The 25,556-nt window shown below is 61.6% G+C and carries 23 protein-coding genes; 3 read left to right on the top strand and 20 right to left on the bottom strand.

Going from position 1 to position 25,556, the window contains the following annotated elements:
• Positions 1-39: 39 nt before the first annotated feature.
• Together MJ639_RS10790 and MJ639_RS10785 are read left to right on the top strand one after the other, a co-directional pair.
• A complete protein-coding gene (locus tag MJ639_RS10790; RefSeq protein WP_243371567.1) occupies positions 40-576 on the top strand; it encodes a glyoxalase superfamily protein in 537 nt (178 codons plus the stop codon).
• A gap of 142 nt (positions 577-718) precedes the next feature.
• On the top strand, positions 719-1,669 hold the full coding sequence (locus MJ639_RS10785) for a restriction endonuclease (protein WP_243371564.1): 951 nt from the start codon (positions 719-721) through the stop codon (positions 1,667-1,669).
• A 76-nt stretch (positions 1,670-1,745) separates the two neighbouring features.
• Here MJ639_RS10785 and ettA read toward each other — a convergent pair whose 3' ends face one another.
• The 19 genes from ettA to pobA all read right to left on the bottom strand — a co-directional run bounded on the left by ettA (position 1,746) and on the right by pobA (position 24,202).
• Entirely contained in the window at positions 1,746-3,398 is a 1,653-nt protein-coding gene (ettA, locus tag MJ639_RS10780) for an energy-dependent translational throttle protein EttA (RefSeq protein ID WP_243371556.1), read from the bottom strand.
• Positions 3,399-3,497: 99 nt separating this feature from the next.
• Entirely contained in the window at positions 3,498-4,841 is a 1,344-nt protein-coding gene (locus MJ639_RS10775) for an erythromycin esterase family protein (protein ID WP_243371553.1), read from the bottom strand.
• 59 nt (positions 4,842-4,900) lie between these two features.
• Positions 4,901-6,655, bottom strand: coding sequence for a M14 family zinc carboxypeptidase (locus tag MJ639_RS10770; protein WP_243371551.1), 1,755 nt, complete (start codon positions 6,653-6,655; stop codon positions 4,901-4,903).
• On the bottom strand, positions 6,652-7,509 hold the full coding sequence (locus MJ639_RS10765; protein WP_243371549.1) for an ABC transporter permease: 858 nt from the start codon (positions 7,507-7,509) through the stop codon (positions 6,652-6,654). Before MJ639_RS10765 ends, MJ639_RS10770 begins: the two co-directional genes overlap by 4 nt.
• Positions 7,510-7,514: 5 nt before the next feature.
• Complete coding sequence (locus MJ639_RS10760) at positions 7,515-8,438, bottom strand: ABC transporter permease (RefSeq protein ID WP_243371545.1); 924 nt, start codon at positions 8,436-8,438, stop codon at positions 7,515-7,517.
• Between the two features lie 38 nt (positions 8,439-8,476).
• Positions 8,477-10,000: an ABC transporter substrate-binding protein gene (locus MJ639_RS10755; RefSeq protein WP_243371542.1), complete on the bottom strand. Its 1,524-nt coding sequence runs from the start codon at positions 9,998-10,000 to the stop codon at positions 8,477-8,479.
• Positions 10,001-10,029: 29 nt separating this feature from the next.
• Complete coding sequence (locus MJ639_RS10750; RefSeq protein ID WP_243371540.1) at positions 10,030-11,904, bottom strand: ABC transporter ATP-binding protein; 1,875 nt, start codon at positions 11,902-11,904, stop codon at positions 10,030-10,032.
• 173 nt (positions 11,905-12,077) lie between these two features.
• Entirely contained in the window at positions 12,078-13,343 is a 1,266-nt protein-coding gene (locus MJ639_RS10745) for an aminopeptidase (RefSeq protein ID WP_243371538.1), read from the bottom strand.
• Between the two features lie 75 nt (positions 13,344-13,418).
• Complete coding sequence (modC, locus tag MJ639_RS10740) at positions 13,419-14,525, bottom strand: molybdenum ABC transporter ATP-binding protein (RefSeq protein ID WP_243372024.1); 1,107 nt, start codon at positions 14,523-14,525, stop codon at positions 13,419-13,421.
• Positions 14,525-15,259, bottom strand: coding sequence for a molybdate ABC transporter permease subunit (gene modB, locus MJ639_RS10735; RefSeq protein WP_243371535.1), 735 nt, complete (start codon positions 15,257-15,259; stop codon positions 14,525-14,527). The genes modC and modB overlap by 1 nt, the downstream gene beginning before the upstream one ends.
• Positions 15,260-15,346: 87 nt before the next feature.
• A complete protein-coding gene (gene msrQ, locus MJ639_RS10730; protein ID WP_243371532.1) occupies positions 15,347-15,991 on the bottom strand; it encodes a protein-methionine-sulfoxide reductase heme-binding subunit MsrQ in 645 nt (214 codons plus the stop codon).
• Positions 15,991-16,935 (bottom strand): protein-methionine-sulfoxide reductase catalytic subunit MsrP, encoded by a 945-nt coding sequence (gene msrP / locus MJ639_RS10725; RefSeq protein WP_243371530.1) that lies wholly within the window; start codon positions 16,933-16,935, stop codon positions 15,991-15,993. Before msrP ends, msrQ begins: the two co-directional genes overlap by 1 nt.
• A gap of 77 nt (positions 16,936-17,012) precedes the next feature.
• Complete coding sequence (locus tag MJ639_RS10720; RefSeq protein ID WP_243371528.1) at positions 17,013-18,083, bottom strand: ABC transporter ATP-binding protein; 1,071 nt, start codon at positions 18,081-18,083, stop codon at positions 17,013-17,015.
• Between the two features lie 11 nt (positions 18,084-18,094).
• Positions 18,095-18,775 (bottom strand): N-acetylmannosamine-6-phosphate 2-epimerase, encoded by a 681-nt coding sequence (locus MJ639_RS10715; protein WP_243371526.1) that lies wholly within the window; start codon positions 18,773-18,775, stop codon positions 18,095-18,097.
• 1 nt (position 18,776) lies between these two features.
• Positions 18,777-19,628 (bottom strand): carbohydrate ABC transporter permease, encoded by an 852-nt coding sequence (locus MJ639_RS10710; RefSeq protein ID WP_243371524.1) that lies wholly within the window; start codon positions 19,626-19,628, stop codon positions 18,777-18,779.
• The gene (locus MJ639_RS10705) at positions 19,625-20,557 is read right to left on the bottom strand and encodes a carbohydrate ABC transporter permease (RefSeq protein WP_243371522.1); all 933 of its coding nucleotides are present in this window, start codon (positions 20,555-20,557) and stop codon (positions 19,625-19,627) included. Before MJ639_RS10705 ends, MJ639_RS10710 begins: the two co-directional genes overlap by 4 nt.
• A 199-nt stretch (positions 20,558-20,756) precedes the next feature.
• The gene (locus MJ639_RS10700; RefSeq protein WP_243371520.1) at positions 20,757-22,007 is read right to left on the bottom strand and encodes an extracellular solute-binding protein; all 1,251 of its coding nucleotides are present in this window, start codon (positions 22,005-22,007) and stop codon (positions 20,757-20,759) included.
• A gap of 76 nt (positions 22,008-22,083) precedes the next feature.
• Entirely contained in the window at positions 22,084-22,911 is an 828-nt protein-coding gene (locus MJ639_RS10695; RefSeq protein WP_243371518.1) for a hypothetical protein, read from the bottom strand.
• Positions 22,912-23,032: 121 nt separating this feature from the next.
• The gene (pobA, locus tag MJ639_RS10690) at positions 23,033-24,202 is read right to left on the bottom strand and encodes a 4-hydroxybenzoate 3-monooxygenase (protein ID WP_243371516.1); all 1,170 of its coding nucleotides are present in this window, start codon (positions 24,200-24,202) and stop codon (positions 23,033-23,035) included.
• Positions 24,203-24,329: 127 nt separating this feature from the next.
• Between pobA and MJ639_RS10685 the strand changes: the two genes are divergently transcribed.
• Positions 24,330-24,497 carry a hypothetical protein gene (locus MJ639_RS10685; protein WP_243371514.1) on the top strand — a complete coding sequence of 56 codons (168 nt, stop codon included), beginning with the start codon at positions 24,330-24,332 and terminating at the stop codon, positions 24,495-24,497.
• Here the strand turns inward: MJ639_RS10685 and MJ639_RS10680 are convergent.
• A complete protein-coding gene (locus MJ639_RS10680) occupies positions 24,494-25,552 on the bottom strand; it encodes a 3-carboxy-cis,cis-muconate cycloisomerase (protein ID WP_243371512.1) in 1,059 nt (352 codons plus the stop codon). The genes MJ639_RS10685 and MJ639_RS10680 overlap by 4 nt on opposite strands.
• Between the last annotated feature and the right edge of the window lie 4 nt (positions 25,553-25,556).

Genomic DNA, 25,556 nt, shown 5'->3' with positions numbered 1-25,556 from the left:
GCGGGCACTGACGAAGACTTCGCCTCGATGAGGAACGACATGCGCGACCATCGCGATGCCAAAGCCATGGCCAAGACCCTGCGGGAGGCTTTGGCCGATAAAGACCTGCCCCTCTCCCACAGCGAAGCGCTTGAGATCGTCGCCCGGCAATTCGGGCTGGCGAACTGGAACATCCTGTCCGCGAAGATCGAAGAACCGACACGGGAAAGCGAGATCGTCTTCGAGCAGGCAATCCCCATCGTGCGGATCTTCGATGTGGCGAAGGCGCATGAATTCTATCTCGAATTCCTGGGCTTCACCGTCGATTGGGAACACCGCTACGGCGACAACTTCCCGCTCTACACGCAGATTTCGCGTGGTGGATTGCGGTTGCATCTGTCCGAACATGCGGGCGATGCAACGCCGGGCGGCAACATGGTCGTCTACATGAAAGGCATCCGCGCCTTTCACAAAGAACTTTCCGCGAAGAACTATCGCTACATGAAGCCTGGCCTGGAGGATGAAGGCGGACGCCTGGAAGTGGAAGTGACCGATCCGTTCAACAACCACATCCGCTTCATGGAGCTCAAAGGCTGATTAGCGCCTTCGCTCAACCGATTGGTAGTCGAGTATACATTCACCCACTTATGACCATAGGTAAGCGCACAGTAATAATCTTATGACACTTGCAGCAGAATGTGCCCATCGCTACTAGTACGTGTAATAGTACCTGAGGTGAATGATGGCTTATGGATATTTCAAACCAATCCCCAACTGGGAAGAGGTGATGCCAGCTGTGTTGAAGATGCTTTCACAAGGCAATTTCTCCACGGAAGACCTCGCCAATGGAATAGCTGACCAATTCCACCTCGACGATGAGCAGCGCAGTCGATTACTGCCGTCTGGCAGAGAGCGCACCGTCACCAATCGTGTGCGATGGGCAAGGTTTTGTCTTCTTCGAGCCGGATTACTGTCGCGCCCGTCCAGAGGCAAATACGTCATCAATGCAGCTGGAAAAGACCTTCTTAGCAGCGGCAAACCAATTACAGATTCGACCCTCCGGGAAATCAGCGAAGAGTACAGACTTTGGACTGAGCGTAGCTCGAACATTCAAGAGAGCACCGATGCCGGCGCCATGAATGTGAAGGAAGTGCCTTTAGATCCGTTGACGCCAGATGAACAAATTGACAGCGCCGTCCGAGAGCTCGAACTTGCAGTGCGAACTGAGCTTCTAGAGAGAGTAAAGGCTCAAAGTCCGCAGTTCTTCGAACAATTAGTTGTCAAACTTATGCTCGCAATGGGCTATGGTGCATCTTACGCAAGCGTGATGCAGCAAATCGGGCGTCCAGGGGACGGTGGAATCGACGGCGTGATCGATGTCGACATTCTTGGTCGCGATCGTCTTTACCTGCAAGCCAAGCGGTACACCTCGGGATCTGTAGGGCGTCCAGAGCTACAAATGTTCATTGGGGCATTAACAGGCAATGCCGCAAGAGATGGGGTATTCGTCACAACGTCCAGGTTTGCGCCGACTGCAACATCTTATTTGAGCACCGTGCCCTACAGAGTCGCCCTTATCGATGGAGAGAGACTTGCCGACCTGATGATCAAGTATGGTGTCGGAGTGAGAACAGAGCGAACGATTGACATGAAGCGGATCGACGAAGACTTCTTCACGACCGAAGAATGAAATGTCGTTCCCGCATTACTAAAAGTGGCGACCCATGAAGATAAAAGGCGCTCTCAGAGATAGCGCCTTTTTCATGTCAGCGCGTGAACTTCTTGTACTTGATCCGGTGCGGGATCGTGGAATCCGTGCCGAGGCGGCGCTTCTTGTCTTCCTCGTAATCGGCGAAGTTACCTTCGAACCATTCCACGTGGCTGTCGCCCTCGAAGGCGAGGATATGCGTGGCGATACGGTCGAGGAACCAGCGATCGTGCGAGATGATGACGGCGCAGCCCGCGTAATCCTCAAGCGCCTCTTCGAGAGCACGCAGGGTATCGACGTCGAGATCGTTGGTCGGCTCGTCGAGGAGCAGGACGTTCGCGCCCGACTTCAGGATCTTGGCGAGGTGCACGCGGTTGCGCTCACCGCCCGAGAGCACGCCCACCTTCTTCTGCTGGTCGGAGCCCTTGAAGTTGAATGCGCCACAATAGGCGCGGGCATTGATCTCGCGCTTGCCGAGATAGAGGATCTCGTTGCCGCCGGAGATTTCCTCATAGAGCGTCTTGTTGGGGTCGAGCGAGTCGCGGCTCTGGTCCACGTAGCCGAGCTTCACGCTCTCGCCGATGGTGATGGAGCCCTCATCCGGCTGCTCCTGGCCCGTGATCATGCGGAACAGGGTCGTCTTACCGGCGCCGTTCGGACCGATGATGCCGACGATGCCGCCGGGCGGGAGCTTGAACGACAAATCGTCGATAAGCAGCTTGTCGCCGAAGGCTTTCTTGAGCCCGTTGAACTCGATGACGTTGTTGCCGAGGCGCTCGGCAATCGGAATGATGATCTGAGCCGTCGTCGGGCCCTTCTCGTTGGCTTTGGCCACGAGTTCCTCATAGCGCTGGATACGGGCCTTCGACTTGGCCTGACGGGCCTTCGGAGAAGCCGACACCCATTCGCGCTCGCGCTCGATGGTACGCTGGTGAGCCGCGTCCTCACGGCCTTCCTGCTCGAGGCGCTTCTGCTTCTGCTCGAGCCAGGACGAGTAATTGCCCTCGTAGGGAATGCCGCGGCCGCGGTCGAGTTCGAGAATCCAGCCCGTCACGTTGTCGAGGAAGTAGCGGTCGTGGGTGACGATGAGGATCGCGCCCGGATAATTGCGCAGGTGGCCTTCGAGCCAGGCGGTGGTTTCGGCATCGAGGTGGTTGGTCGGCTCGTCGAGGAGCAGCAGCTCCGGCTGCTCCAAGAGCAACTTGCACATGGCCACGCGGCGGCGCTCACCACCCGAGAGCTTGTCCACCGGCCAATCGTCCGGCGGGCAGCGCAGCGCGTCCATGGCCTGATCGACCTGGGAATCGAGATCCCACAGGCCCTTGGCCTCGATCTCGTCCTGAAGGCGGGTCATCTCGTCCGCCGTCTCGTCCGAGTAGTTCATGGCGATCTCGTTATAGCGGTCGAGCAGCGCCTTCTTGGCGGCCACGCCCTCCATCACGTTCTCGCGGACATTCTTCGACGGGTCGAGCTGGGGCTCCTGCGGCAGGTAGCCGACGCGGGCGCCTTCGGCGACCCAGCCCTCACCGGTCCAGTCGGTATCGATGCCGGCCATGATGCGCAAAAGCGTGGACTTACCGGCGCCGTTGACGCCGAGCACGCCGATCTTGGCATCCGGGTAGAAGGAAAGGTGAATATTGTCCAAGACCTTCTTGCCGCCCGAATAGGTCTTGGTGAGGCCACGCATGTGGTAGATGAACTGACGGGACACGGGATAAAGCCCTGCTTTTTGAGATCGGTTGAATGGAGTTGGCCGTCAGTTAGCAGGGGCGGACGGCGGGAGCAAGGCGGGGAACGCCGCCCTGGCCGGTCAAAGCCCGAACGGATAGGTCTCCGGCATCCCCTTGCCATGAGCGTGGCTGAGCGGCCTCACGGCCCGGGTTTCATCGAACCAGACGAAGGCGTCGAACTGCTCGGCCATGATGGCCTCGAAGTAATGGCTGTAGAGTTCCGTGTCGGGCCGGTAGACCACGCCGATGGCGCGTTCCAGGCGTGGGCGGGACAAGGCGTCCTTCAGGTCGTCCTGGAAGTTCTCCCGCCAATCCGTGAGAAAGGCCTTCAGACCCGTATCGCGGAAGATCCGCTCGTGGCTGTCGGGCCGTGCCGGTAGAACGGTCTTCACCTGCATGGGCTCGTCCCAATCGTCGGCGGCGGCTACGGTGCCGCGATCCGTCCCGAAGCCGATCAGTACGGCCTCCTCGCGATAGGCCTTGCGGCAAAGCTCCCCGATATTGAACTCGCCCTGCCAGCCCATGGCGGTGGCGGCGGCATTGCCGATATGGGAATTGTGCGCCCAGATCACCGCCTTGGCATTGTCGCGCCGCGCCAGCAGGCTCTGGAGTGTGTCGAACATATGCCGGTCACGCAGGTTCCAGGACTCCGTCGCGCCCTCATACATGATGCGGTAGTAATGCTCCGCCGCGTGAACGATCTTGGCGTTCTGCACCGCGTCGAAGAATTGCTCGCTGCCGTCGTTTCCGAGATAGTCCATGCGCTTGTCGAGAATGTCCTGCAGCTGGTGCAGCAGCTTCTCGTCGCATGATTTCTTCTGGCCCGTGATGACGGCGCGGCCATAGCGCGCGGGATCGGATTGCCAGGGGCTCAGGCAGCCGTAACGTCCCCTCGCCTCTTTTGCTGCTTCCGGATCGACACGGTCGAGATACTCGATCACCGCGCGAATGGACGAGTTCAGGCTATAGACATCGAGCCCGCGAAACTCCGCGCGATCCTCATCGGAGCGATCCTTGTTGTAGGCACGCATCCAGTTGACGAAATCCGCCACCTCCTCGTTGCGCCACATCCAGGTGGGAAAGCGCTCGAACGCGGCATCGTCTGCATCAGGCACATGGCGATGGCGCACATAAGCATCGATGCGCGCAGCATCCGGCCAATCGGCCTCCACGGCCACGATGGTGAAGCCGTGCTTCTCGATCAGCCGCCGTGTGATCGCGGCGCGTGCCCGGTAAAATTCGGAGGTACCATGCGTCGCCTCGCCCAGCAGCACGACCTTGGCGTCGGCAAAGCGGTCGAACACCGCACCGAAGGCTTCTTCGTCATCGATGGGAGGCAGCGGCTCGCCGTGATCGCGCACCACGTCGATCGCCTCCTTGATGGAGGCATCGTTCTCGTTCTGCTTCCAGGAAAAGCGCGCCATCGCCGCACCTCGTCAAAGGGAGGGACCTCTCCCTTAACGATGGCTGGCGGCTCCCGTTCCTAAGATACTGCAGTCGCTTCCATGATCGCGGTGAAGGCTTCCTCGGCGGCGATCACGGTTGCCATCTGCACCGTATGCGCGAAACGGTAAGCGTCGCCGTAGATCGTCTCGTCGGGGAATTCCGTGATGAGGGTGAGCGGCACGGGATGGCGCGTCTCCGCCGTGATCAGGCATGGCACGCCGTTGATGATCTCATAGGGCTTGCCGCCCGAATGGATCGAGCAGATGTCGATCTGACGGCGATTGAACTCGGTCAGACCCGGAACGGCGGACAGGCCTTTCGTCACGGCCTCCACCAGCGAGCGCGCCGTGTCGGCCCATTCGGGATGATGGCGCATGATGATGAAGAAGCCTTTCGGAATCGACCAGAGTTCGAAGCCGCGCGGCAGATAACCGGTGAAGGGCCGCGTCCATTCATGCGCCGGATAACCGTGCAGATTGAGGTGCAGCTGCGCGCCGGACATGGCCAGCGCTTGGTGGCGCGCTCCGATTTCGAAGGGTGCATCCTCGCGCCCGAATTCGAGATCGTTGCCGCGCGAGGTGTAGCGCGCCGCGTGATGCATATGACGCGGGCTTCCTTCGCAGAGGCGGCCGTGCAGGGCATAACCGTCCGGGTTCTCGACCGGAATGAAGGCGACATTCGCCTCCGGGTTCGCCAGCAGACGGCGCACCGCTCTGAAGGCTCCGACCGGCGCGGAGGTTTCGTTGGCGTGCTGTCCGCTGGTGACGAGAACGGCAGGCCGCGAGCCGGAACGATAGATGCCACGGATCGGCCGTCCTTCGACGGAACGGCCTTCGAAGACCTCGCCGGACAAAGCCGCGAGTTCGCGATGAATCTGCGCGAGGCCGGGCGCGGCATCCGCCGTCTCCAGATCCTGCTCGGGACGAGCGGGATCAAGTGGCGGGCCGAAGCGGCGAAGCGCGACGCGCACATGGGCATCGCCCTCGCCCGAGCGAATATCCGGCACGATCTGTCCCGGCTGCAGGCCACGATCCTCGGGAGCGCGGCCCGAGCGGCGCTTGAAGAATTCGAGGATCGAGAAATAGAAATCCTCGTGCAGCGCCTCACGGGTGCTCATCACCTCGTCGCCGTAAGCGAGAGGTTGCTCGATGCCGGGGATCGTCACGTCGATGGCAAGCGTATCGACATAAGGCTCCTCGTCCGGCCATTCATGCGCGGCGAGCGCGACCATGACCTTGTGGAAGACGAGTTCGGCTTCCGTCTCCAGAGGCTCGTCGATGTCGGCTTCGCCATCGGCGCGGTCGGACATGATCAGCCAGCCCGTCGGCGAAAGATCGGTCTCTCCAAGATGGTTGACGCGCGTGCGATTGGGCGCGAACACGCTGTGCTCGGCGGTACGCCCATCCTCATAGGTGGCGCGTACGGTATAGGTGAGATCGGGCTCACCTGGCTCGAAGCTCGTCTCGACGCCGTCGTATAGCGCCACCAGCGGATAGGCTTCGGACAGGAAGCGCACGGGTGACGCTTCAGGATGCACCGGATAACGGATCGCGAGGCTCTTCAGTCCATCCGTCTCGATCTCTTCGAGGAAAGCATGGACGAGCGGCTTGTAGGCGCTGCGCAGGCGCGCGGTGACACCCACTTGCGCCAATTGCGCCTCGGCGGCACGGCGCGCGGCTTCGTCCTCGAACAGCCAGGCCTCCAGGCGCGTGCTGCGATGTTCTTCCTTGGCCCAGTCGCGCAGAAGGATATCGAGCGTGCGTGAAATGCGCTCGTCGAGCAAAGTCGTCATTTCGATGTCTGCCCCGTCGGATCGAGATAATCGCGCAGCCAATCGCCCAGAAGGTTCAGGCCGAGCACGGTGAACATGATGGCAAGCCCGGGGAATACGCTGACCCACCAGGCCGATTGCAGATAAGTGCGCCCATCCGCCAGCATGCCGCCCCAGCTCGGAATGAGCGGATCGACGCCCAGCCCGATGAAGGTGAGGCTGCTTTCCAAGAGAATGTTGTTGGCCACGTTCAACGTCATCAGAACGACGATGGGGCCGAGCACGTTGGGCAGGATATGCGTGAAGATGATGCGCAAATTGCCGACGCCGATGGCGCGCGCCGACAGGATGAACTCACGCTCGCGCAAGGCGAGCACGGAGCCGCGCACGAGGCGGGCATATTGCACCCATTGCGCGACGATCATGAAGAAGATCACCTTGTCGAGACCCGTGCCGAGAATGGCGAGGAACATGATGGCCACAAGAATGAAGGGCAGCGCGAGCTGGATATCGGCAAAGCGCATCAGCACCATTTCCGCGATGCCGCGATAATAGCCCGCCGCCAACCCCATCAGCGTACCCAGCGTCATCGCGCCGAGCATCGACAGCAGACCGACGGTCAGCGAGATCTTGCCGCCGACGATGACGCGGGCGAGCATATCGCGGCCGAGCGGGTCCGTGCCGAGAATGTGCGAGGCCTGCTGGAACGGCGGCACGAGGCGCGCCATCAAATCCATGCTCTCACCGCCATCGGGAAACAGGAGCGGCGACAACAGCACGGCAAGAGCCATGCCGCCCGCGAGCAGCGTGCCGAGAATGAGTTCGAACGACCGGAAGCGCCGGCGGCTTGAAGGAAGGGCTTGTGCCGTTGCCATGAGCCTCACTCCGTGCGGATGCGCGGATCGATGAGCCCGTAGGCGATGTCGATCACGATATTAATGAAAATGATGAACAGGGCGAGCACAGTGATCGTGCCCTGGAGCACGGGATAATCACGCGCGGCAATGGCGTCGAAGGCGAGCGTGCCCATGCCAGGCCAGTTGAACACCCGTTCCACGATGACGAGACCGCCGATGAGACCGCCGAATTGCAGGCCGATATAGGTGACGAGCGGGATCGCGGAATTGCGCAGGGCATGCTTGTAGAGCACCACCCAATCCTTGAGGCCCTTGGAGCGGGCCACCATGATGTATTGCTGCGAGAGCGTCTCAAGCATCGAGGTTCGCACCAGCCGCACATTGGTGGCGGTGAGGATGATCGCCATGGTGAGCGCGGGCATGATGAAGCTCTGCGGACCCTCCATTCCGCTCGGCGGCAGAAGGCCTAGCATGATGGAGAAGAACAGCACCATCATGATCGCAAGCCAGAAATTCGGGAACGACAAGCCGACGAGGGAGAGAATGCGGATCGTCTGATCCTGCCATTGGCCGCGCTTGACCGCCGCATAGACGCCGAGCGGGACGGACAGGACGATGGATGTGATGAGAGAGGCGAAGGCCAGCAGCAAGGTCGAGGGAAGCGCGCGGCCGATCAACTGCGACACGGGCGTTCCGCCCATGAAGCTTTTGCCGAAATCGCCAACGACGATGCCTTGAAGGAAGCTGAGATACTGGACGATGAAGGGCCGCTCGAGGCCGAGCGATTGGCGGATGTTCTGAAGGTCCTGCTCGGTGACGCTGCCCGCGCCGCCGACCATCATGACCGCTGGATCGCCCGACAGCCTGATCGCGAAGGATACGATCAAAGTCACGGCCAGGACCACGAAGACAGCTTGCAACAGCCGTTTGAGGATGAAGGCAGCCATTTCGTGATCCTGTTTCTTATTCTTCGTAAAGCTCGAACTTACTCAACCGTCACATTCGTGAAGCGGAAGCGCAGATCGGCAGGCGCGGTGAAGTTCTTCACGCGTTTGTTCAAGCCCACAATCGTGTTTTGGTTATAGAGCGGGATTTCGAGCGCCTGGTCGGCAACATAGCGCGCAACCTCCTGCAGGATCTTCTCACGCTCCTTCACGTCGTAGATCTTGCGCTGGCTCTCCAGAAGCTCGTCGAGCTTCTTGTCGTTGCCATAGGGGTTCCACTTCTCGCCCGAGTGATACATCAGGTAGGCGGTGTTGTCGTAGTCGAAGGTCCAGCCGCCCCAGGCATTGTGCCAGGCTTCGCCTGTCTTGCCGTTCGGGATGATGTCGTTGAGCAGCACCGCAGGCTCATAGGGTTGCACGGACGGCTTCAGGCCAAGAGCCTGGAAGAAGCCTGCTGCTGCCTGCGCGACTTCGCGGAAGGTGGCGTCGTTGCCGCGGAAGTCGATCTTGATCGGAGCGCCGGGCTGCACGCCCGCTTCCTGCAGGAGCTTCTTGGCGCCCGCGAGATCGAACGGAACCGGCTTCAGGTTCGGATCATAGCCGAAGGACAGCTCGGACTGGAAGCTCGCGATGGGCTTCGCGTGGCCGAGCAGCACGGCCTTGATGATCGCCTCGCGGTCGACAGCCATGTTGAGAGCCTTACGAACCTTCACGTCCTTGGTGATGCCGTCGCGGGTGTTGAGGCGAAGCGACACGACCGTCGGGCCGGTGATGCTGACGAGCTGCAGGTTGGAGGCCTGCTGCACGGTCGGCGTGAGGCCGAACGGAATGAGCGTCGCGAGATCGATGCGGCCAGCCTGCAGCTCGGCGATCTGCGTGTTCGCTTCGGCGATCATGCGGAAGACGACCTTGTCGAGCTTCGGCGCGCCGCCCCAATGCTCGGGGAATGCCTCGAGGGTCAGGTTGACCTTCGGGTTGTACTCCACGAACTTGAACGGGCCCGTGCCGACCGGATGGGTGTTGAAGTACTCGTCGCCCTTTTCCTGAATGTACTTCGGCGGCACGATCATGCCGCCATAGCCGGCGAGCTTGGTGAGCAGCACCGGATCAGGCTGCTTCATGATGAAGTCGACCGTGTAATCGTCAACCACATCCACCTTGGAGATAGAGTTGTAGTTCGACTGCTGCGGACCCTTCTTGCCCTCGTCGCCGAGAAGACGGTCGAAGGTGAACTTCACAGCCGCCGCATTGAAGGGCTCGCCGTTGTGGAACTTCACGTTCTGGCGCAGCTTGAAGCGGATGCGGCTGTTGTTGTCGAGGAACTCCCAGCTCGTGGCGAGGCCGGGCTGGAGCTTCATGTCGGGGCCGCGCGAGGTCAGGCCGTCATAGATGTTCGTGGCGGCGGATGCCCACGGCACGAGGAAGGTGTCGATCGGATCCCAGCTGCCGGGATCGATGGTGAGGCCCACCGTCAGCGTGCCGGCGGCCTGCGCGCTCGGCGCGGCGAAGGGCACTGCCATGGCAACGGCCATTCCCGCCGCCATGAAAAATTTCGAAAACTTCATGTCTCGTCTTCCCTCTTTGTGTTTGAGACTTACGCTGCGCCGCGAAGCGCATCGGCTTCCACGGCAACCCAATGCCCAGGCCCCACCTCGCGCATGCGATGGATGGCGGGCTCCTGCCCGACCGGGCGGACCGGGCTTGGAATTTCACCCTCGATCCGCATCTTCGCGCGCTCCCGCTGCGGATCGGCGATCGGCACGGCGGAGAGCAGCTTGCGCGTATAGGAATGCTGCGGGTTCTCGAAGATCGCTTGACGTGTTCCCAGCTCGACGATCTGGCCGAGATACATCACCGCCACGCGATGGCTGATCTTTTCCACCACGGCCATGTCGTGCGTGATGAAGAGATAGGAGAGATGCCGCCTCTCCTGCAGCTCCATGAGCAGGTTGACGATCTGCGCCTGGATCGACACATCGAGCGCCGACACGGATTCGTCCGCAATGATGAGGCGCGGATCGCTTGCGAGCGCACGCGCGATGCAGACGCGCTGACGCTGGCCGCCGGAGAACTCATGAGGATAGCGCTTGGCATGCTGCGGCTGCAGGCCCACATGCTCCAAAAGCTCATGCACGCGCTTCTCGATGGCCTTGCGGTCGCGGATCAGGCCATGCACCACGATGGGCTCCGCGATGCTGTATCCCACCGTATGGCGCGGATCGAGCGAGGCGAAGGGATCCTGGAAGATGTACTGGATTTCCTGACGCAGGCGGCGGCGATCACCATGGCTCATGGCGGCCATGTCGCGCCCATCGAAGCGCACCGTTCCGGAGGTGGGCTCGACAAGCTGCTGCAGCGTGCGGCCAATGGTGGATTTGCCGGAGCCTGATTCACCCACCAGTGCCAGGGTCTCGCCGGGATAGATGTCGAAGCTCACCTCTTCAACGGCGTGGACGCGATGCGTCACGCGGCCGAGGAAGGTCTTGCCCACATCGAAGCGGGTGGTCAGCTTATCGACCTGGAGAAGAGGCTTCGCGTAATCGGCGGTGTTCTGCACATGCGTCTCGCCGACCAATCTCGGTTCACCGCCATCCATCACCATGACGGGCGTGCGCTTGGGCAGAGGCTGGCCTTGCAGGCTGCCCAGGCGTGGCACAGCGGAGAGGAGCGCGCGGGTGTAGGGATGCTGGGGTGCTGCGAAAATGTCGCGCACGGGCGCCTGCTCCACCTTCTCGCCCTTCCACATCACCACCACGTCGTCGGCCATCTCGGCCACCACGCCCATGTCGTGCGTGATGAAGATGACGGCGGTGCCCATCTCCTGCTGAAGGTCGCGGATGATGTTGAGGATCTGCGCCTGGATCGTCACGTCGAGCGCAGTCGTCGGCTCGTCGGCAATGAGGAGCTTGGGATTGCATGCCAGAGCCATGGCGATCATCACACGCTGGCGCATACCGCCCGAGAGCTGATGCGGATAGCGGTCGAGCAGCCTTTCCGCATCGGGCAACCGCACCTTCTGCAGCAGCTCCTTCGCGCGCAGACGCGCATCACGGGCGTTCAGCCTCTCGTGCAGGACGAGGGTTTCGGCAATCTGGTTGCCGATAGTGAAGACCGGATTGAGCGACGTCATCGGCTCTTGGAAGATCATCGCGATGTCGTTGCCGCGAATACTCCGGAGCGTGTCGTCGGACGCCTTGGTCAGGTCGATCGCCTCGCCCTGGGCGGGGCGAAACATCACCTCGCCGCCGACGATCCGGCCGCCCGTGTAGTCGGTGAGCCGCATGATCGCCAGCGAGGTGACGGACTTTCCCGACCCGGACTCGCCGACGACGGCAAGGGTCTTGCCCGGCTCGACGTCGAAGCTGACGTCCTTGACCGCTTTGAACCCTGCCCCGAACTCGACCGAAAGCGAGCGAACCGACAGGAGAGGCTGATGAGAAGACTTCAGGTTAGGCGTGTTGTCCGACATCCATCCATGCCCATGGAAAAGCACCGACCTTCCCGAGCGGAAGGCCTGTACCTCTTTGATACCTGTCTTCCATCACAAGTCCAGACCTGACACGTCAAGCGCTTTAATTATGTGAAATCAGGCAGTTGTTTAGGAGCATAAGCTCAAGGCCGCGAAGAGCGCGAGTCCTTTCGTTACGAAGTTACCCATTCTCCACCGCGCATAAGAGGCTCAGCCCTTCCATCCTGGGTGATGCCGTCCACATCGACCTTATCGGAGCCGATCATCCAATCGATGTGGATCAGGCTCTTGTTGGCCCCACGGGAAGCAAGCTCCTCCTCGCTCATGTCGCCGCCGCCACGGACGCATTTGCTGTAGGCCTGGCCCAGCGCGATGTGGCTGGAGGCGTTCTCGTCAAAGAGAGTGTTGAAGAACAGCAGGCCGCTCTTCGATATCGGTGACGAGAACGGCACGAGCGCCACCTCGCCGAGACGCCGGGCGCCCTCGTCCGTGTCCAGCACCTTTCCAAGAACGGCCTCGCCCGTGCGGGCCTTGGCCTCGACGATGCGCCCGCCCTCGAACTTCACCTGGATGTCCTGGATCAGCGTGCCGTTATAGGAGAGCGGCTTGGTGCTGGTGACATAGCCATCCACGCGGTCCTTGTGCGGCGTGGTGAAGACTTCCTCGGTCGGGATGTTGGCGTTGAAGATAATGCTGTTCTTCGCCTTATTCGAACCGCCCGCCCATTGATGTCCATCAGCAAGGCCCACGCGCAGATCCGTGCCGGGGCCGGTAAAATGCAGCGTGGCATAGTTCTTCGCATTCAGCATGTCCCTGCGCGCGTGAAGGGCCGCGTTGTGCTTTTCCCAGGCCGCGATCGGATCGGGCGTGTCGGCGCGGGAGGCCGCGAAAATCGCTTTCCAAAGTTTTGCGACGGCCACATCTTCCGGATCGTTCGGGAACACGGTTCTAGCCCATGCGGGCGTTGCGGCGCCAACAAGCGTCCAGTTGATCACGGAATCCGCAATCAGGCTGAGCGCGGGCATATAGGCCTTCGAGCGCGCGCGGTTGGCGCGGGAGACCTTGTCCGGATCCTCCTTGGCGAGCAGCGACGGATCCTCGCCGACGACGGCAAGCCGCGCTGCGCCGTTCTTGAAGGCTGCCGCCATGCCGTCAAAGAGCCAGGCGGGGGCCGTGTCGAAGCTCTCGTCGTGGCCATGGCGATAGCGCATGAGGGTGGCCTCCTCGTCCGAGAACAACGTGGTCACGAGAGAGGCGCCGGCCTTGTAGGCGTGTTCCGTGATGCGGCGCACGAAGGCGACCGCATCGAGCGGAGCGGTGATGACGACCTCCTGTCCCTGCCTGAGGCCAAGCCCCACCCGCACCGTCACTTCCGCCAGGCGGTCGAGCAGCTGGTCGTGGGACATGGCATCGGAGGGCGTGCGGACTTGTTCGTTCATGGCGTCATCTCTCGCAAAAAGGGTTGGAGGCAGGCTACACGCCTGAGGCCACGGCGCAACCTTGCAGATGGAAGCTCACATATTTCCCATGCGCGGGGAGCCAAGGGCTTCGCGGTCGAATGCGACACTCTTGATGATGGCATGGACCGGCAGCCCCACCTTAAGGCCAAGCCGTTCCACGGATTTGCGCGTCACGCTCGCCACGATGCCGTCGCCGCCGCAATCGAGGGTCACATCCATGCTGGACGCATCCACCGGCTCGATGGCCGTGATCGTACCAGGAAGCACGTTGAGCGCGCTCATTCCGTCCGGCGGAGCAAGCGAGAGCATGATGTCCCTCGCCCGCAGGCGCACGCGCACAGGCGCGCCTAAAGGAAGATCGACGCGGGACACGGTGAGCGCACCGGCAGCAGCCTGCAGCACGGTCAGGCCATAAGCATCGTCGTGCCGGAGCACGCGCGTCTCGATCAGCGCGCCGGCCTCCGCAGGACCCATATGCTGAAAGAACCTCGTGTGGCGCAGGATCTCCGATGCCGGTCCCGAAGCCGTGACACGACCATCGTTGAGAACCACGACGGACGTGGCAAGCCGCGCAACCTCGGCGACGGAATGGCTCACGAGAACCATGGGCACGCCCGCTTCATCCCGCAGGCGCTCGATGTAAGGATAGATCTCGGTCTTCCTGTCTTCATCGAGCGAGGCGAGCGGTTCATCCATCAGCAGCAATTGCGGATCCGTGAGAAGGGCTCGACCGATGGCGACGCGTTGTCTTTCTCCACCGGAGAGCGTTGTAGGCCAACGATTCAGAAGATGCGCAATGCCCAGCATCTCGACGATGGCATCGAAACTCGACACGCGCTCGCGACGAGGCGTGAAGAAACGTCCGAACAACAAGTTCTGCCGCACGTTCAGATGCGGGAAGAGACGCGCCTCCTGAAAAACATAACCGATCCTGCGTCGGTGCCGCGGCACGAAGATGTTCTGCGCCGTGTCGATGAGGATGCGCTCCTTCACCGAGATGCGCCCAGCATCGGGACGAACGAGGCCGCCGATGATGTTGACGAGCGTGGTTTTGCCGGAGCCCGAGGGGCCGAACAAAGCGGTAAGGCGCCCATCCGATTGGAAGCGCGCCTCAAGCGTGAAGCTGCCCTGCCTGTGATGAAGATCGACGTCGAGGATCATCAGGCGATAACCTTTCGCCTGACGCGCCGCGCCATCCATTCGGACGCCCACAAGGCTGCAATGGAAATGACAACCGACACGAGCGTCAGACGCAGCGCGCCGCCCTCGCCGCCCGGCACCTGCGTGAAGGTGTAGATGGCCGACGGGATCGTCTGCGTCTCGCCCGGAATATTGGACACGAAGGTAATGGTCGCGCCGAACTCGCCCATGGCTTTGGCGAAGGAGAGAACCATGCCCGCGATGATGCCCGGCAAGATCAGCGGCAATGTCACGAACAGGAAAACCCAAACGGGATGTGCGCCCAACGTGCCTGCCGCATCTTCCAGCTTTCGATCCACCGTTTCGAGTGACAAGCGGATGGCCCGCACGAGCAGAGGAAAGCCCATGATGGCGCAGGCAAGCGCGGCCCCGGTCCATCGGAAGGACAGCACGATTCCGAAATGTTCGGCGAGAAACGAACCGATGGGACCACGCCGCCCGAACCCGAGAAGCAGCGTATAGCCCACGACGACGGGAGGCAGCACGAGCGGCAGGTGAACGAGCACGTCGAGAACTTGGCGTCCCCAGAAGCGGCTGCGTTCCAGCGCATAGGCAATGGCGATGCCGGGAATGAGGCTCGCCGCCATGGCGACGAGCGCGACCTTGAGGCTCAAGCCGACGGCTGTCCATTCCTCGGGAGACAACCAATCCGTCACGAGCACAGACCTGTCGCCCTGACGCAGGTACGCGTCCATAAGGCGCTTCTCATGCACGGTAACGCGTTCATCGGCTGCTCCTCACCCCTCCCCGCCCCGGCATCCTTACCGAAGCGGGCCGCAGCTTCAAGCCGGGCGGCGGCGAGGCGCGGGCTTCCTCCCCAGGGAGCGCACAAGACGATAGCCGAGGAGAACGGCGACGATAGCCGCATAGATCAGCGGTTCCAGCGGCCAGGACTTCACCACGAGGATGAAGTGGAGCGCGGCACCGATGGCGGCGAGGTAGACAAGCTTATGCAGCTTTGCCCAGGCCTGCCCGCCCAGACGGCGGATCGAGAGATTGTTGGAGGTGATGGCGAGCGGCACGAGAATGACGAAGGTCGCCATGCCGATGGTGATGTAGGGCCGCTTCACGATATCCGCGCCGATGGCCGCGAAATCGAGCCCCTGGTCGAGCACCGTATAGGTGATGAGATGCAGGAGCGCGTAATAGAACGCGAGCAGCCCGATGGCGCGGCGATAGCGCAGAAGATTGACGGAGAAAAGCTGGCGCAGAGGCGTGATCGTGAGTGTTGCGATGAGGAAGCGGAACGCCCATTCGCCGAGCTCCTGCTCCAGCGTGCGCATGGGGTCCGCGCCGAGCTGATCGGTGATGCCCGCATAGAACAGCCAGACAGCAGGAATGAAGCCGACGATGTAGACAAGGATCTTCGGCACCTGCGGCAGCGCGAAGCCCTTTTTAGCAGCCTGAACGGAAGCGCGTTCCTGCATCAGTAATACTTCTTCAGGTCCATGCCGTTATAAAGGCTTGCCACCTGCTCCGCATAACCGTTGAACATGAGCGTGGGACGGCGCTTGGCGAACAAGCCGCCCTCCCCGATCCTGCGCTCTGTCGCCTGGCTCCAGCGCGGATGGTCCACGTTCGGATTCACGTTGGCATAGAAGCCGTACTCGCTCGGTGTCTGCTTGTTCCAGGCCGTCTGCGGCTGCTTCTCCACAAAGCTGATACGCGTGATCGATTTGATGCCCTTAAAGCCGTATTTCCACGGCACTACGAGACGGATCGGCGCGCCATTCTGGTTCGGCAGCGTCTCGCCATAGAGGCCGACCGCGAGGATGGTCAGCGGATGCATGGCTTCATCGAGCCGCAGGCCTTCCGTGTAAGGCCAGTCGAGCACAGGAAAGACCGTACGCAGGCCCGACATCTCGTTCGGACGATTAGCGGTCTCGAACGCTACATACTTTGCGCTGCCCAGCGGCTCCGCGCGCTTGATGAGATCGGAGAGCGGGAAGCCGACCCACGGGATCACCATCGACCAGCCTTCGACGCAGCGCATGCGATAGATGCGCTCTTCGAGAGTGGATGATTTGATCAGATCCTCGATGCCGATCTCCTGCGGCTTGCCGACAAGCCCGTCGATCTTCACCGTCCAGGGCGACGTCTTGAGCGTTCCCGCGTTTTTCGCCGGATCGTCCTTGTCGACACCGAACTCGTAGTAATTGTTGTAGCTCGTCACGTCCTCGCGGCTCGTGAGCTTCTCGTCCGTGGAGAAGGGACTCTTGGCCGCCGATAACGGCGCAGCTTCCGCCCATCCTGGAAAGGCGGCTGCGAGGCCGAGCCCTGCGGCCCCGGCCATCCATTGCCGACGGTTGAGATAAATCTCCCGAGGGGTGATCTCGGAGGGAAGGATATCGGACGGGCGACGGATCAACACGGCGAAACCTCGTTTCAAACCTCTGATAGAGGTACACCCGGGAACGCCGATGGTGCCTTCACGTTTCCGTGTGTCCTTTAAGCCGTGGCGATGCGCTTGCCCTGCTCGTCGAAGAGGTGAGCCTGATGGGCAACCGGCTTCAGAGCCACCGCCTCACCGGGTTTCAGGGCGCAGCGTTCCCGCAGCACGACTGTCAGATTGCCGCCTTCCGCCTTCACGATCAAGGTGGTGTCGGAGCCGGTCGGCTCGATCACCGAGACAGTTGCCGGGATGGATCCGGGCGTTCCAGCAGGCGCGATCTGAAGATGCTCGGGACGGATGCCATAGGTGATTTCCGCGCCCAGATTCAGCTGCGGCTTGATGTCCAGCGGCAGCACCGCGCCGCTCGGCAGCACGATCCCCTCAGGCCCGAACCGGCCTTCGATGAAGTTCATGGCAGGCGAGCCGATGAAGCCCGCAACGAAGCGGTTCGCCGGACGATCATAGAGCTCCAGCGGCGCGCCGATCTGCTCCACGATGCCGTCATGCATCACCACGATCTTGTCGGCCATGGTCATGGCCTCGATCTGGTCGTGCGTCACGTAGATTGTCGTAGTCTTGAGGCGCTGGTGCAGTTCCTTAATCTCGGCGCGCATCTGCACGCGCAGCTTGGCATCGAGGTTGGAGAGTGGCTCGTCGAAGAGAAACACCTGCGGATCGCGCACGATGGCGCGACCCATGGCGACGCGCTGGCGCTGACCGCCGGAGAGCTGGCGCGGATAACGGTCGAGCAGCGGCGTGAGGCCGAGCGAGCTTGCGGCTTCCGCCACGCGCTTCTTCTGTTCGGCCGCAGGCACGCCCTTGAGCTTCAGCGAGAACTCCATGTTCTCGGCCACCGTCATATGCGGATAGAGCGCGTAGGACTGGAACACCATGGCAATATCGCGGTCCTTCGGCGGCACGTCGTTGACCACGCGCGAACCGATGCGGATGTCGCCGCCGGAGATATCCTCAAGCCCAGCGATCATGCGCAACAGCGTGGATTTTCCGCAGCCCGAGGGGCCGACGAGAATGACGAACTCACCATCCTGGATATCGACATCGACACCCTTGATGATCGAGACGGTACCGAAGGACTTTCGGACATCGCGGATCGACACATTGGCCATTCTGGTCTCCCTTATGGGTTCCGTGCTTCTGCGGCACGGACGAATTTCTTGGTGATTTCGCGCGGATTGGTGATCATCGTTCCCACCACCACCGCATGGGCGCCGCGCTTGAAGGCTTCAGCCACAAGCTCAGGCGTGTCGAAACGGCCCTCCGCCACGACCGGCGCGGGAATGGCTGCGGCAAGCGCCTCCAGCAATTCCAAGTCGGGGCCCTCGCCTTTGCGCGAAGCTGTCTCTTCCGTGTAACCGGAGAGCGTCGTCGCCACATAGGTTGCGCCATAGGCGTGTGCGGCCTTGCCTTCATCGAGCGTAGAAATATCGGCAAAGACTTCCTTGCCGAGTTCGCCGCGAATGCTAGCGATCAGGCGATCCACCGGCTCGCCGTCGCGGGGGCGCACCGTGGCATCGAGGCCGATGATATCGGCGCCGGCCTTCGCAATGCGGGCAGCATCATCGAAGCCCGGCGTGATGTAAACCGGGAAGCGGTCGTTCCACACTTTCGCAATGCCGATGATCGGCAAGCTCGTCACAGCACGAATGGCAGCGATGTCCTCGACGCCATTGGCGCGAATGCCCTTCGCGCCGCCAGCCTCCGCGGCGAGCGCCATGGCGGACATGTAGACAGGGCCGTGCAGCGGATTGTCCGCACGGGCCTGGCAAGATACGACGAGAGCGCCTTTCGGAATCGGCATCTTACTTCACCGCTCCCGCCGTCATGCCCTGGATGAACTGGCGCGACAGGGCGATGTAGAGAAGCGTGATCGGTGCAGCCGCGATAGTCAGGCCCGCGAACAGCATGCCCCAATCGGTGGTGTACTCACCCATGAAAGTCGTGAGGCCCTGCGGCAGCGTCTTGTAAGCATCGGTCTGGATGAACACGAGCGGGAAGAAGAAGTCGTTCCAGATCGGCACTGCATTCTGAATGGCGGCGATTGCCATGGGCGGGCGCGCGAGCGGCAGCATGACCGACCACATGATGCGCGGCTCCGACGCACCGTCGATGCGCGCAGCATCCTCCAGTTCAGAAGGCAGCGAGCGCAGGAAGCCCGCCATGATGAACACGGCCGATGGCAGGCCGATGGCCGTATAGGTGACGATGAGGCTCCAGCGGCTGTCGAGCAGGTTGAGGTCGCGCAACAGGATGAAGAGCGGGATCACCGCGAGCTTCAGGGGCAGCATCAGGCCCGCGAGGAAGAACAGCAGGATGAAGGTGTTGGTGCGCGATTCATAACGCGCCACCGCATAGCCCGCCATGGTGCCAAGCACGAGGATCAGGATGATCGATGCGCCCGTCACGATGATCGAGTTCATGAAGTAGGTCGGCATCGAGGTTTCGCCGAGAACCTTGGCGAAGTTGCCGACTTGCGTGAAATTGGGCAGCGCGAAGGGATGCTCGAAGATCTCGCCCGTGGATTTGAAGGCGGAAAGCACCATCACCACGACCGGATAGAGCATGATGAAGGAATTCGCGATCAGGATCACCTGCGCGAGAAACGCGAAGGAGATGGGCTTGCGCGATGCGGAGGAACTGGCCAGGGCGGTCAAAACTGAATCTCCCGACGGCGCAGCCACAGGGTAAGCGTGGACGCGAAGACGACGATGAAGAGGAAGATGAGGGTGGCAAGCGCGGAGCCCAGGCCGAAGTTCTGGATGCTGGCGCTCTGGTTGCCGAAGGCCGTGCGGTAGAAGACGAGGCCGAGCACGTCAGTGGTACCGAAGGGCGAACCGTCGAGACCCACCATTACATACGGAATTTCGAACCAATTGAACGCGCCGATGAAGAGCAGCGTGAACAGGATGGTGGTGCTCGGCGCCACAAGCGGCCACACGATGTTCTTCAACAGCTGCCACTCGCTCGTACCGTCGAGCCGCGCCGCCTCGATGATCTCGGACGGGATGCGTTGCATGCCGGCCAGATAGACGAGCGTGGGGAAGCCCACGAAGTGCCACGCATTGGCGAGGATGAGCGCGCCGAGCGCGGTCGATGAATCGCCCAGCCACGGCTTGGCCCATGAATCGAGGCCCAAGGAATAGAGCGCCTGATTGATGATGCCGAAATTCGGATTGAGGAAGAGCTTCCAGAGGAAGCCCACGATGATCGTCGACAGAACCACCGGCACGAACACCGCCACGCGATGGAAACGGAAGCCGAAGGGCTCTTTGTAGAGCAGCCATGCGAGCAAGAATCCGCCGCCGTTCTGGATGATCATGAGCGCAATGAGCGCATAGACATTGTGCAGGAAGGCATTCCACACGGTAGGCGCCATGGTGGCGCCGAACAGCACTTCCTTGAAGTTCGCCAGCCCCACAAATTCGCCTCGCGCCATCCCGCGCCATTCATAGAAGGCGTAAGCGAAGGCGGACAGGATCGGATAGACCACGAACAGCGACATGAAGACGATGGGCGGGACGACGAGAAACGCCACCCAGCTGCGATGCTTCAGCGTGCGGGCCTGTTTGGGCGAGACGGGCATGGATGTGCAAACCTTACGGATTGCCTCCGCCTTAGCCTCATCCTGAGGAGGACCGGTAGGTCCGTCTCGAAGGACGAGGCGTCTCCAGCGTTCACTGGATCATCCTTCGAGACGCCTGCTGCGCAGGCCCTCAGGATGAGGTGGAGGTTTGTAGAACCTTCGAGAGCGGCGGCAAAGCCGCCGCTCCCTTGCCGAAACCTTACTTCTGGAACGGCTTGTAGTAGGTCGCGATGCCCTTGTTGATCTCGGCAGCGGCCTGCTCAGGCGTCTGCTGACCGGCGAGCATCTTCTGCACGTTCGACTGCAGCAGCACCGAGCCGCTCGGCTCGTTATAGCGGAAGCGCACGAGCATCAGGTAGGACATGGCGTTCTCGGTGAGCTTAGCCACATCCTGCGTGATCGCGTCCTCGATCTTGATACCCTTGATCGGCGACAGGTTCTTCAGGGTGTTGGTGAAGGACGTGCCGTATTCCGGCGTGGCGAGGAAGCGCACGAACTTCAGCGCAGCGTCCTTCTTCTCGCTCTTCGCGTTCACCGCATAGCCGCCATCGTAATAGGTAGCGACAAGCGCCTGATCGCCAGCCTTCAGGACAGGCGCCGGGAACACGCCGAGATCGAGCGTGGGGTTCTGGTTCTTGAAGTTCGCGACTTCATAGGAGCCGCCAGCGAACATGGCCGCGCGGCCAGCCACGAAGAGCTGCTGCGAGGACGGGTAATCGACGCCGGTGAAGTTCGGCGAGAAGTACTGGCTCACGTCCTTCAGCTTTGTGAGCGCATTCACGAAGCGCGCATCGGTGAAGTTTGCCTTACCGGACACGATGTCCGCCTCGAATTGCTGGCCGAGCATCGACGACAGCAGGCCGCCGACAATGGTCTCGTTCTGCCAGGCGGTCGCAGTGCCGTTGCCGAACGGCGTGATGTTCTTGGCCTTCAAGGCCTGTGCGAGCGTCATCAGCTCGTCCCAGGTCTTCGGCGGGTTCAGGCCGTTATCCTTGAAGATCTTCTTGTTATAGACCACGAGCTGGGTCTGCATGGCGAACGGCACGGCATAGACCTTGCCATCGGCGCGCAGCGTCTCGGCGGCGAGAGCAGCCTCGGGGAAGTTCGCCAGTTCCGGCACGTTGGTCTTGTCGAGCGCAAGCAGATAGCCTGGGGTCGCGATGGTCTCGAGGTTGCCGTAGGCGCGAACCTGGATCACATCCGGGCCGCGGCCGGCAGCGAGCGCGGTCGAGAGAATGGTCTGGTAGTTCTCAGGAGCGTAGGTCTCGAACTTGATCGAGATGTTCGGCTCCTTCGCCTGGAACTTCTTGATGGCGTCCTGGTAGAACGCCTTGTCTTCCTGGCGCCAGCTCCAGAAGGTGAGCTCGGTCTGCTGCGCCATGGCGGCGCCGGCAGAGAAGATGAAGCTGCCGGCGGCAGCGCCCATCAGAATGCGTCGGGTGAGTTTCATTGTGAGATCCCTCATTGTTAAGTCCTTAGTCCTCCCACCGAAGAGCGCTTTTGAGGATCGCCCTTCGGAATTCTTGTCAGCCGCCTGTCTCGGCTGCGATCACGAGCACTGTCGCATCATCGTGCATTTTGACACGCGGGTAAGCTCCCGAGAGGGAGTCGCCACGCTCCAGTGCGCGTAATTCCTCGATCAGATCGTCTCCCCTGCCCTCTTTCAGAGCGGCATGGAGAGTGCGATCCGTGTAAGCTGAAAAAACATCGACGAGGCGCATGAAGCCATCGGTCGCGAGAACGATGATCTCGCCCGCCTTAACGTCAGCCTCGAACCGCAGCTCATGGCCCGCCCATGGATGGCACGGGCTCACGACCCAGTAACCTTCCGGCTGGTTGAGCTTGGTGCGGTTCTCGAAAATTTGCTGTCTCACCGCCTCGGGCATCTGGCCGGGCTCATGGCCTCCGGCCTCCAGCGCCGCGAGGGTCTTCCGCTCGAAGGGCTTGGCGCGCTCATCCGTCCAGCGCACGATTCCCTGCTCCGTCGGAACCAGGGCCACTACGTCGCCAAGGAAAGAGCCTTCGACCCGCACCTTTCCGGCACCGCCTGCCTGCGCACGAACAAAGCCGAGGCATGCCGAAGGGGCATGATGCAGATGGTGACCCGGCAGATGAGCGGTCACCTCCTTGAACAGCCCTTCGACCTCGGATTCAAGGCGCTTCAGGTATTCCGCGCCGGCTCGGTCGTCGCTCGCGAGCCGCTCCAGGGTTTCCCCGATGGTGCCCGCGAGCCAAGCGGCATCGCTGCCGCCCTTGGTCAGCTGTTCGGTGGACAAACCCGTGGCGCCGTCGATGATCCAGGCGCAAGGCCCAAGCAGGCCCAGCCCGTCCTCATTGATACGGGAGCCTGCCAATGATTGCCGGTACAAGGACCGGAAAAGGGGTTCAGGGCCAGTCGGGTTCACCCCTAACTGGTCTCATATTGGTCGCCTTCTGTCCATACTGGTCTTAGGGACTGTTCACACCCCTGAGAGCCTAGATGGGAAGGCCCGTATAGTTCTCGGCCAGGGACCGGGAGGCGGCCTCGGAGCTAACCAAATAGTCGAACTCGGTCCGCTGCATCCGACTGCCGAAGGCATCGGTCTCGGGGAAGGTGTGGAGGATCGAGGTCATCCACCAGGAGAAGCGCTCCGCCTTCCAGACCCGGGCGAGCACCCTCGCCGAGTAGCCGTCGATTCCAGCCGGGGATCGCTCCTGATAATATTCGGTCAGCGCCTCCGCGAGCGCGCCCACGTCGCTGGCGGCGAGGTTCAGCCCCTTGGCGCCCGTGGGCGGCACGATATGAGCGGCGTCGCCCGCGAGGAACAGGTGCCCGAACCGCAACGGCTCGGCCACGAAGCTGCGAAGTGGCGCGATGGATTTCTCGATGGAGGGACCGGTGACCAGCTTCTCTGCCGTCTCCTCGTCCACACGCCGGCGCAACTCGTCCCAGAAACGTTCGTCCGACCAGGCTTCGACCTTTTCGTCAGACGGCACCTGTACGTAATAGCGGCTGCGCGTCGGCGAGCGCATGGAGCAGAGCGCAAAGCCCCGCGCATGATGCGCATAGATCAGCTCATCCGCTACAGGCGGGCGGTCCACTAGCACACCCAGCCAGCCAAAGGGATAAACACGCTCGAAGGTGGTGAGCGCACCTGCCGGCACGCTGGCGCGGCAAACGCCGTGGAAGCCATCACATCCGGCAATGAAATCGCAGACAAGTTCCTGCTGCACGCCATCCTTGACGAAACGCACCTTCGGTGTGTTGCCATCGAAATCGTGGATCGACACATCATCCGCCTCGTAGATCGAGACGGCTCCGGACGCGTCGCGCGCGTGCATGAGATCGCGCGTCACCTCCGTCTGGCCATAAACGGTGACCGTGCGCCCGATCAGCTCGCGGAAGTTGAAGCGATGCTTGTCGCCATCGAAGCAAAATTCCACGCCGTCATGCACCAGCCCCTCGGCATGCATGCGCTCGCTCACGCCCGCCTTTTCGAGAAGCTCGACGGTTCCCTGCTCCAGCACGCCGGCACGGATGCGGCCCAGCACATAATCGGGGCTGCGGCGCTCGATGATGATGTTGTCGATTCCGGCTTTCTGCAGAAGCTGGCCAAGCAGAAGGCCTGCAGGTCCTGCACCGATGATCGCAACTTGGCAGCGCATTGTCATTTCCTCCTGCTGCGTCTGAAGCAGCGCTTTGTTCTTGTCAGTGCACGCTCTTCAGCGCTCGCATTCCCGAAGCGAACCGCTGCGTGACATACGGCGTTCCTCCTGCAACGGAGATGAAGCGATGGCTGAAGAGGACAGAAAAAATCCCGGCGATGAAGATGCACCCGGCACAAAGCAGACCGGCGAGAACATCTGCCCCACCTGCAACGGTTCTGGCGAGTTGAACCAGAAACCTTGTCCCGATTGCGATGGAAGTGGCAGGGTGACTGTCATCGTCGGCGATGCCTAATGCTTGGGTGCCTGTGAGGCCACAAAGCTCATACTGCCGATCAAGGCCTGCGCCTTGTTCAAGCCCGCAGCCGTGGCCCCCACCATCTGCGGCAGAACCATCCATTCCAGCGTCCAGGCCGCGCCCGAACGCTCGTTCTCATGCACGAGTGCCTGATGCAGCGTGCCGAGCAGGCCTGCATTGAAGCGTGCCAGCGTGACCAGCAGTTCGGCTTGAACGGGATTTGACTTGTGCGGCATGGCGGATGAGCCACCGCCGGAGGCAAGGCGCACCTCGGCCACTTCGTTCTGCGCCATCAGCGCCACATCCTGACCGATCTTGCCGAGAGTTCCCGACAGAAGTGACAGCAACGCCGCGAATTCACCGATACGGTCGCGCTGGGAATGCCAGGACGGCGCAGAGCCGAGACCAAGGCGCTTTGCCATGACATCCGCCACCGCATCGCCACGGCCCTCAAGCTCGCCACGCGTCCCGATGGGACCGCCGAGCTGGAGAACAAGCAGGCGTGGTGCGAGGGATCGCAGAGCCTCTTTGTGACGCTCAAGGGGATGCAGCCACGTATCGACCTTGTCCGCAGCGGTGAACGGCAACGCCTGCTGCATTCGCGTATGCGCCATCAGGCGAACCGAACCGTCGCGCTCTTTAAGCGCATGAAGCGCCTCGCTCAAACGAGCGATTCGCTGTGCGATGATATCGACGACACTCTTGAGGCGCAGGATAAGCGCCGTATCGATGATATCCTGGCTTGTTGCGCCGTAATGAATGGCCTTGGCATGCGGTTCACCGACAGCGGCCCGCAATTGCTTGACGAGTTGCGGAACGACCACGCCATCCTGCGCCAGGCCTTCAGCAAGTTTCGGCCAGTCGGGCGTGAAGCTGCGGCAGACATCCATGATCCGCGTGGCTGCCTCCTTGTCGATCAGACCGGCCTCTCCTTCCGCCTCCGCCAAAGCGGCTTCCGCGCGCAGCATGGCGACGAATTCGGCCTCATCCGAAAACAAGGCCTCCACTTCCGCGTCGCCGACAAGAGCATGGAGCAAGGGATGTGGATGCATCTGC

The organism is Microvirga solisilvae (assembly GCF_022808595.1).
Taxonomy (GTDB): domain Bacteria; phylum Pseudomonadota; class Alphaproteobacteria; order Rhizobiales; family Beijerinckiaceae; genus Microvirga; species Microvirga solisilvae.
The sequence above is the reverse complement of the archived record's forward strand: the minus strand, read 5'-3'. Positions and strand labels throughout refer to the sequence as shown.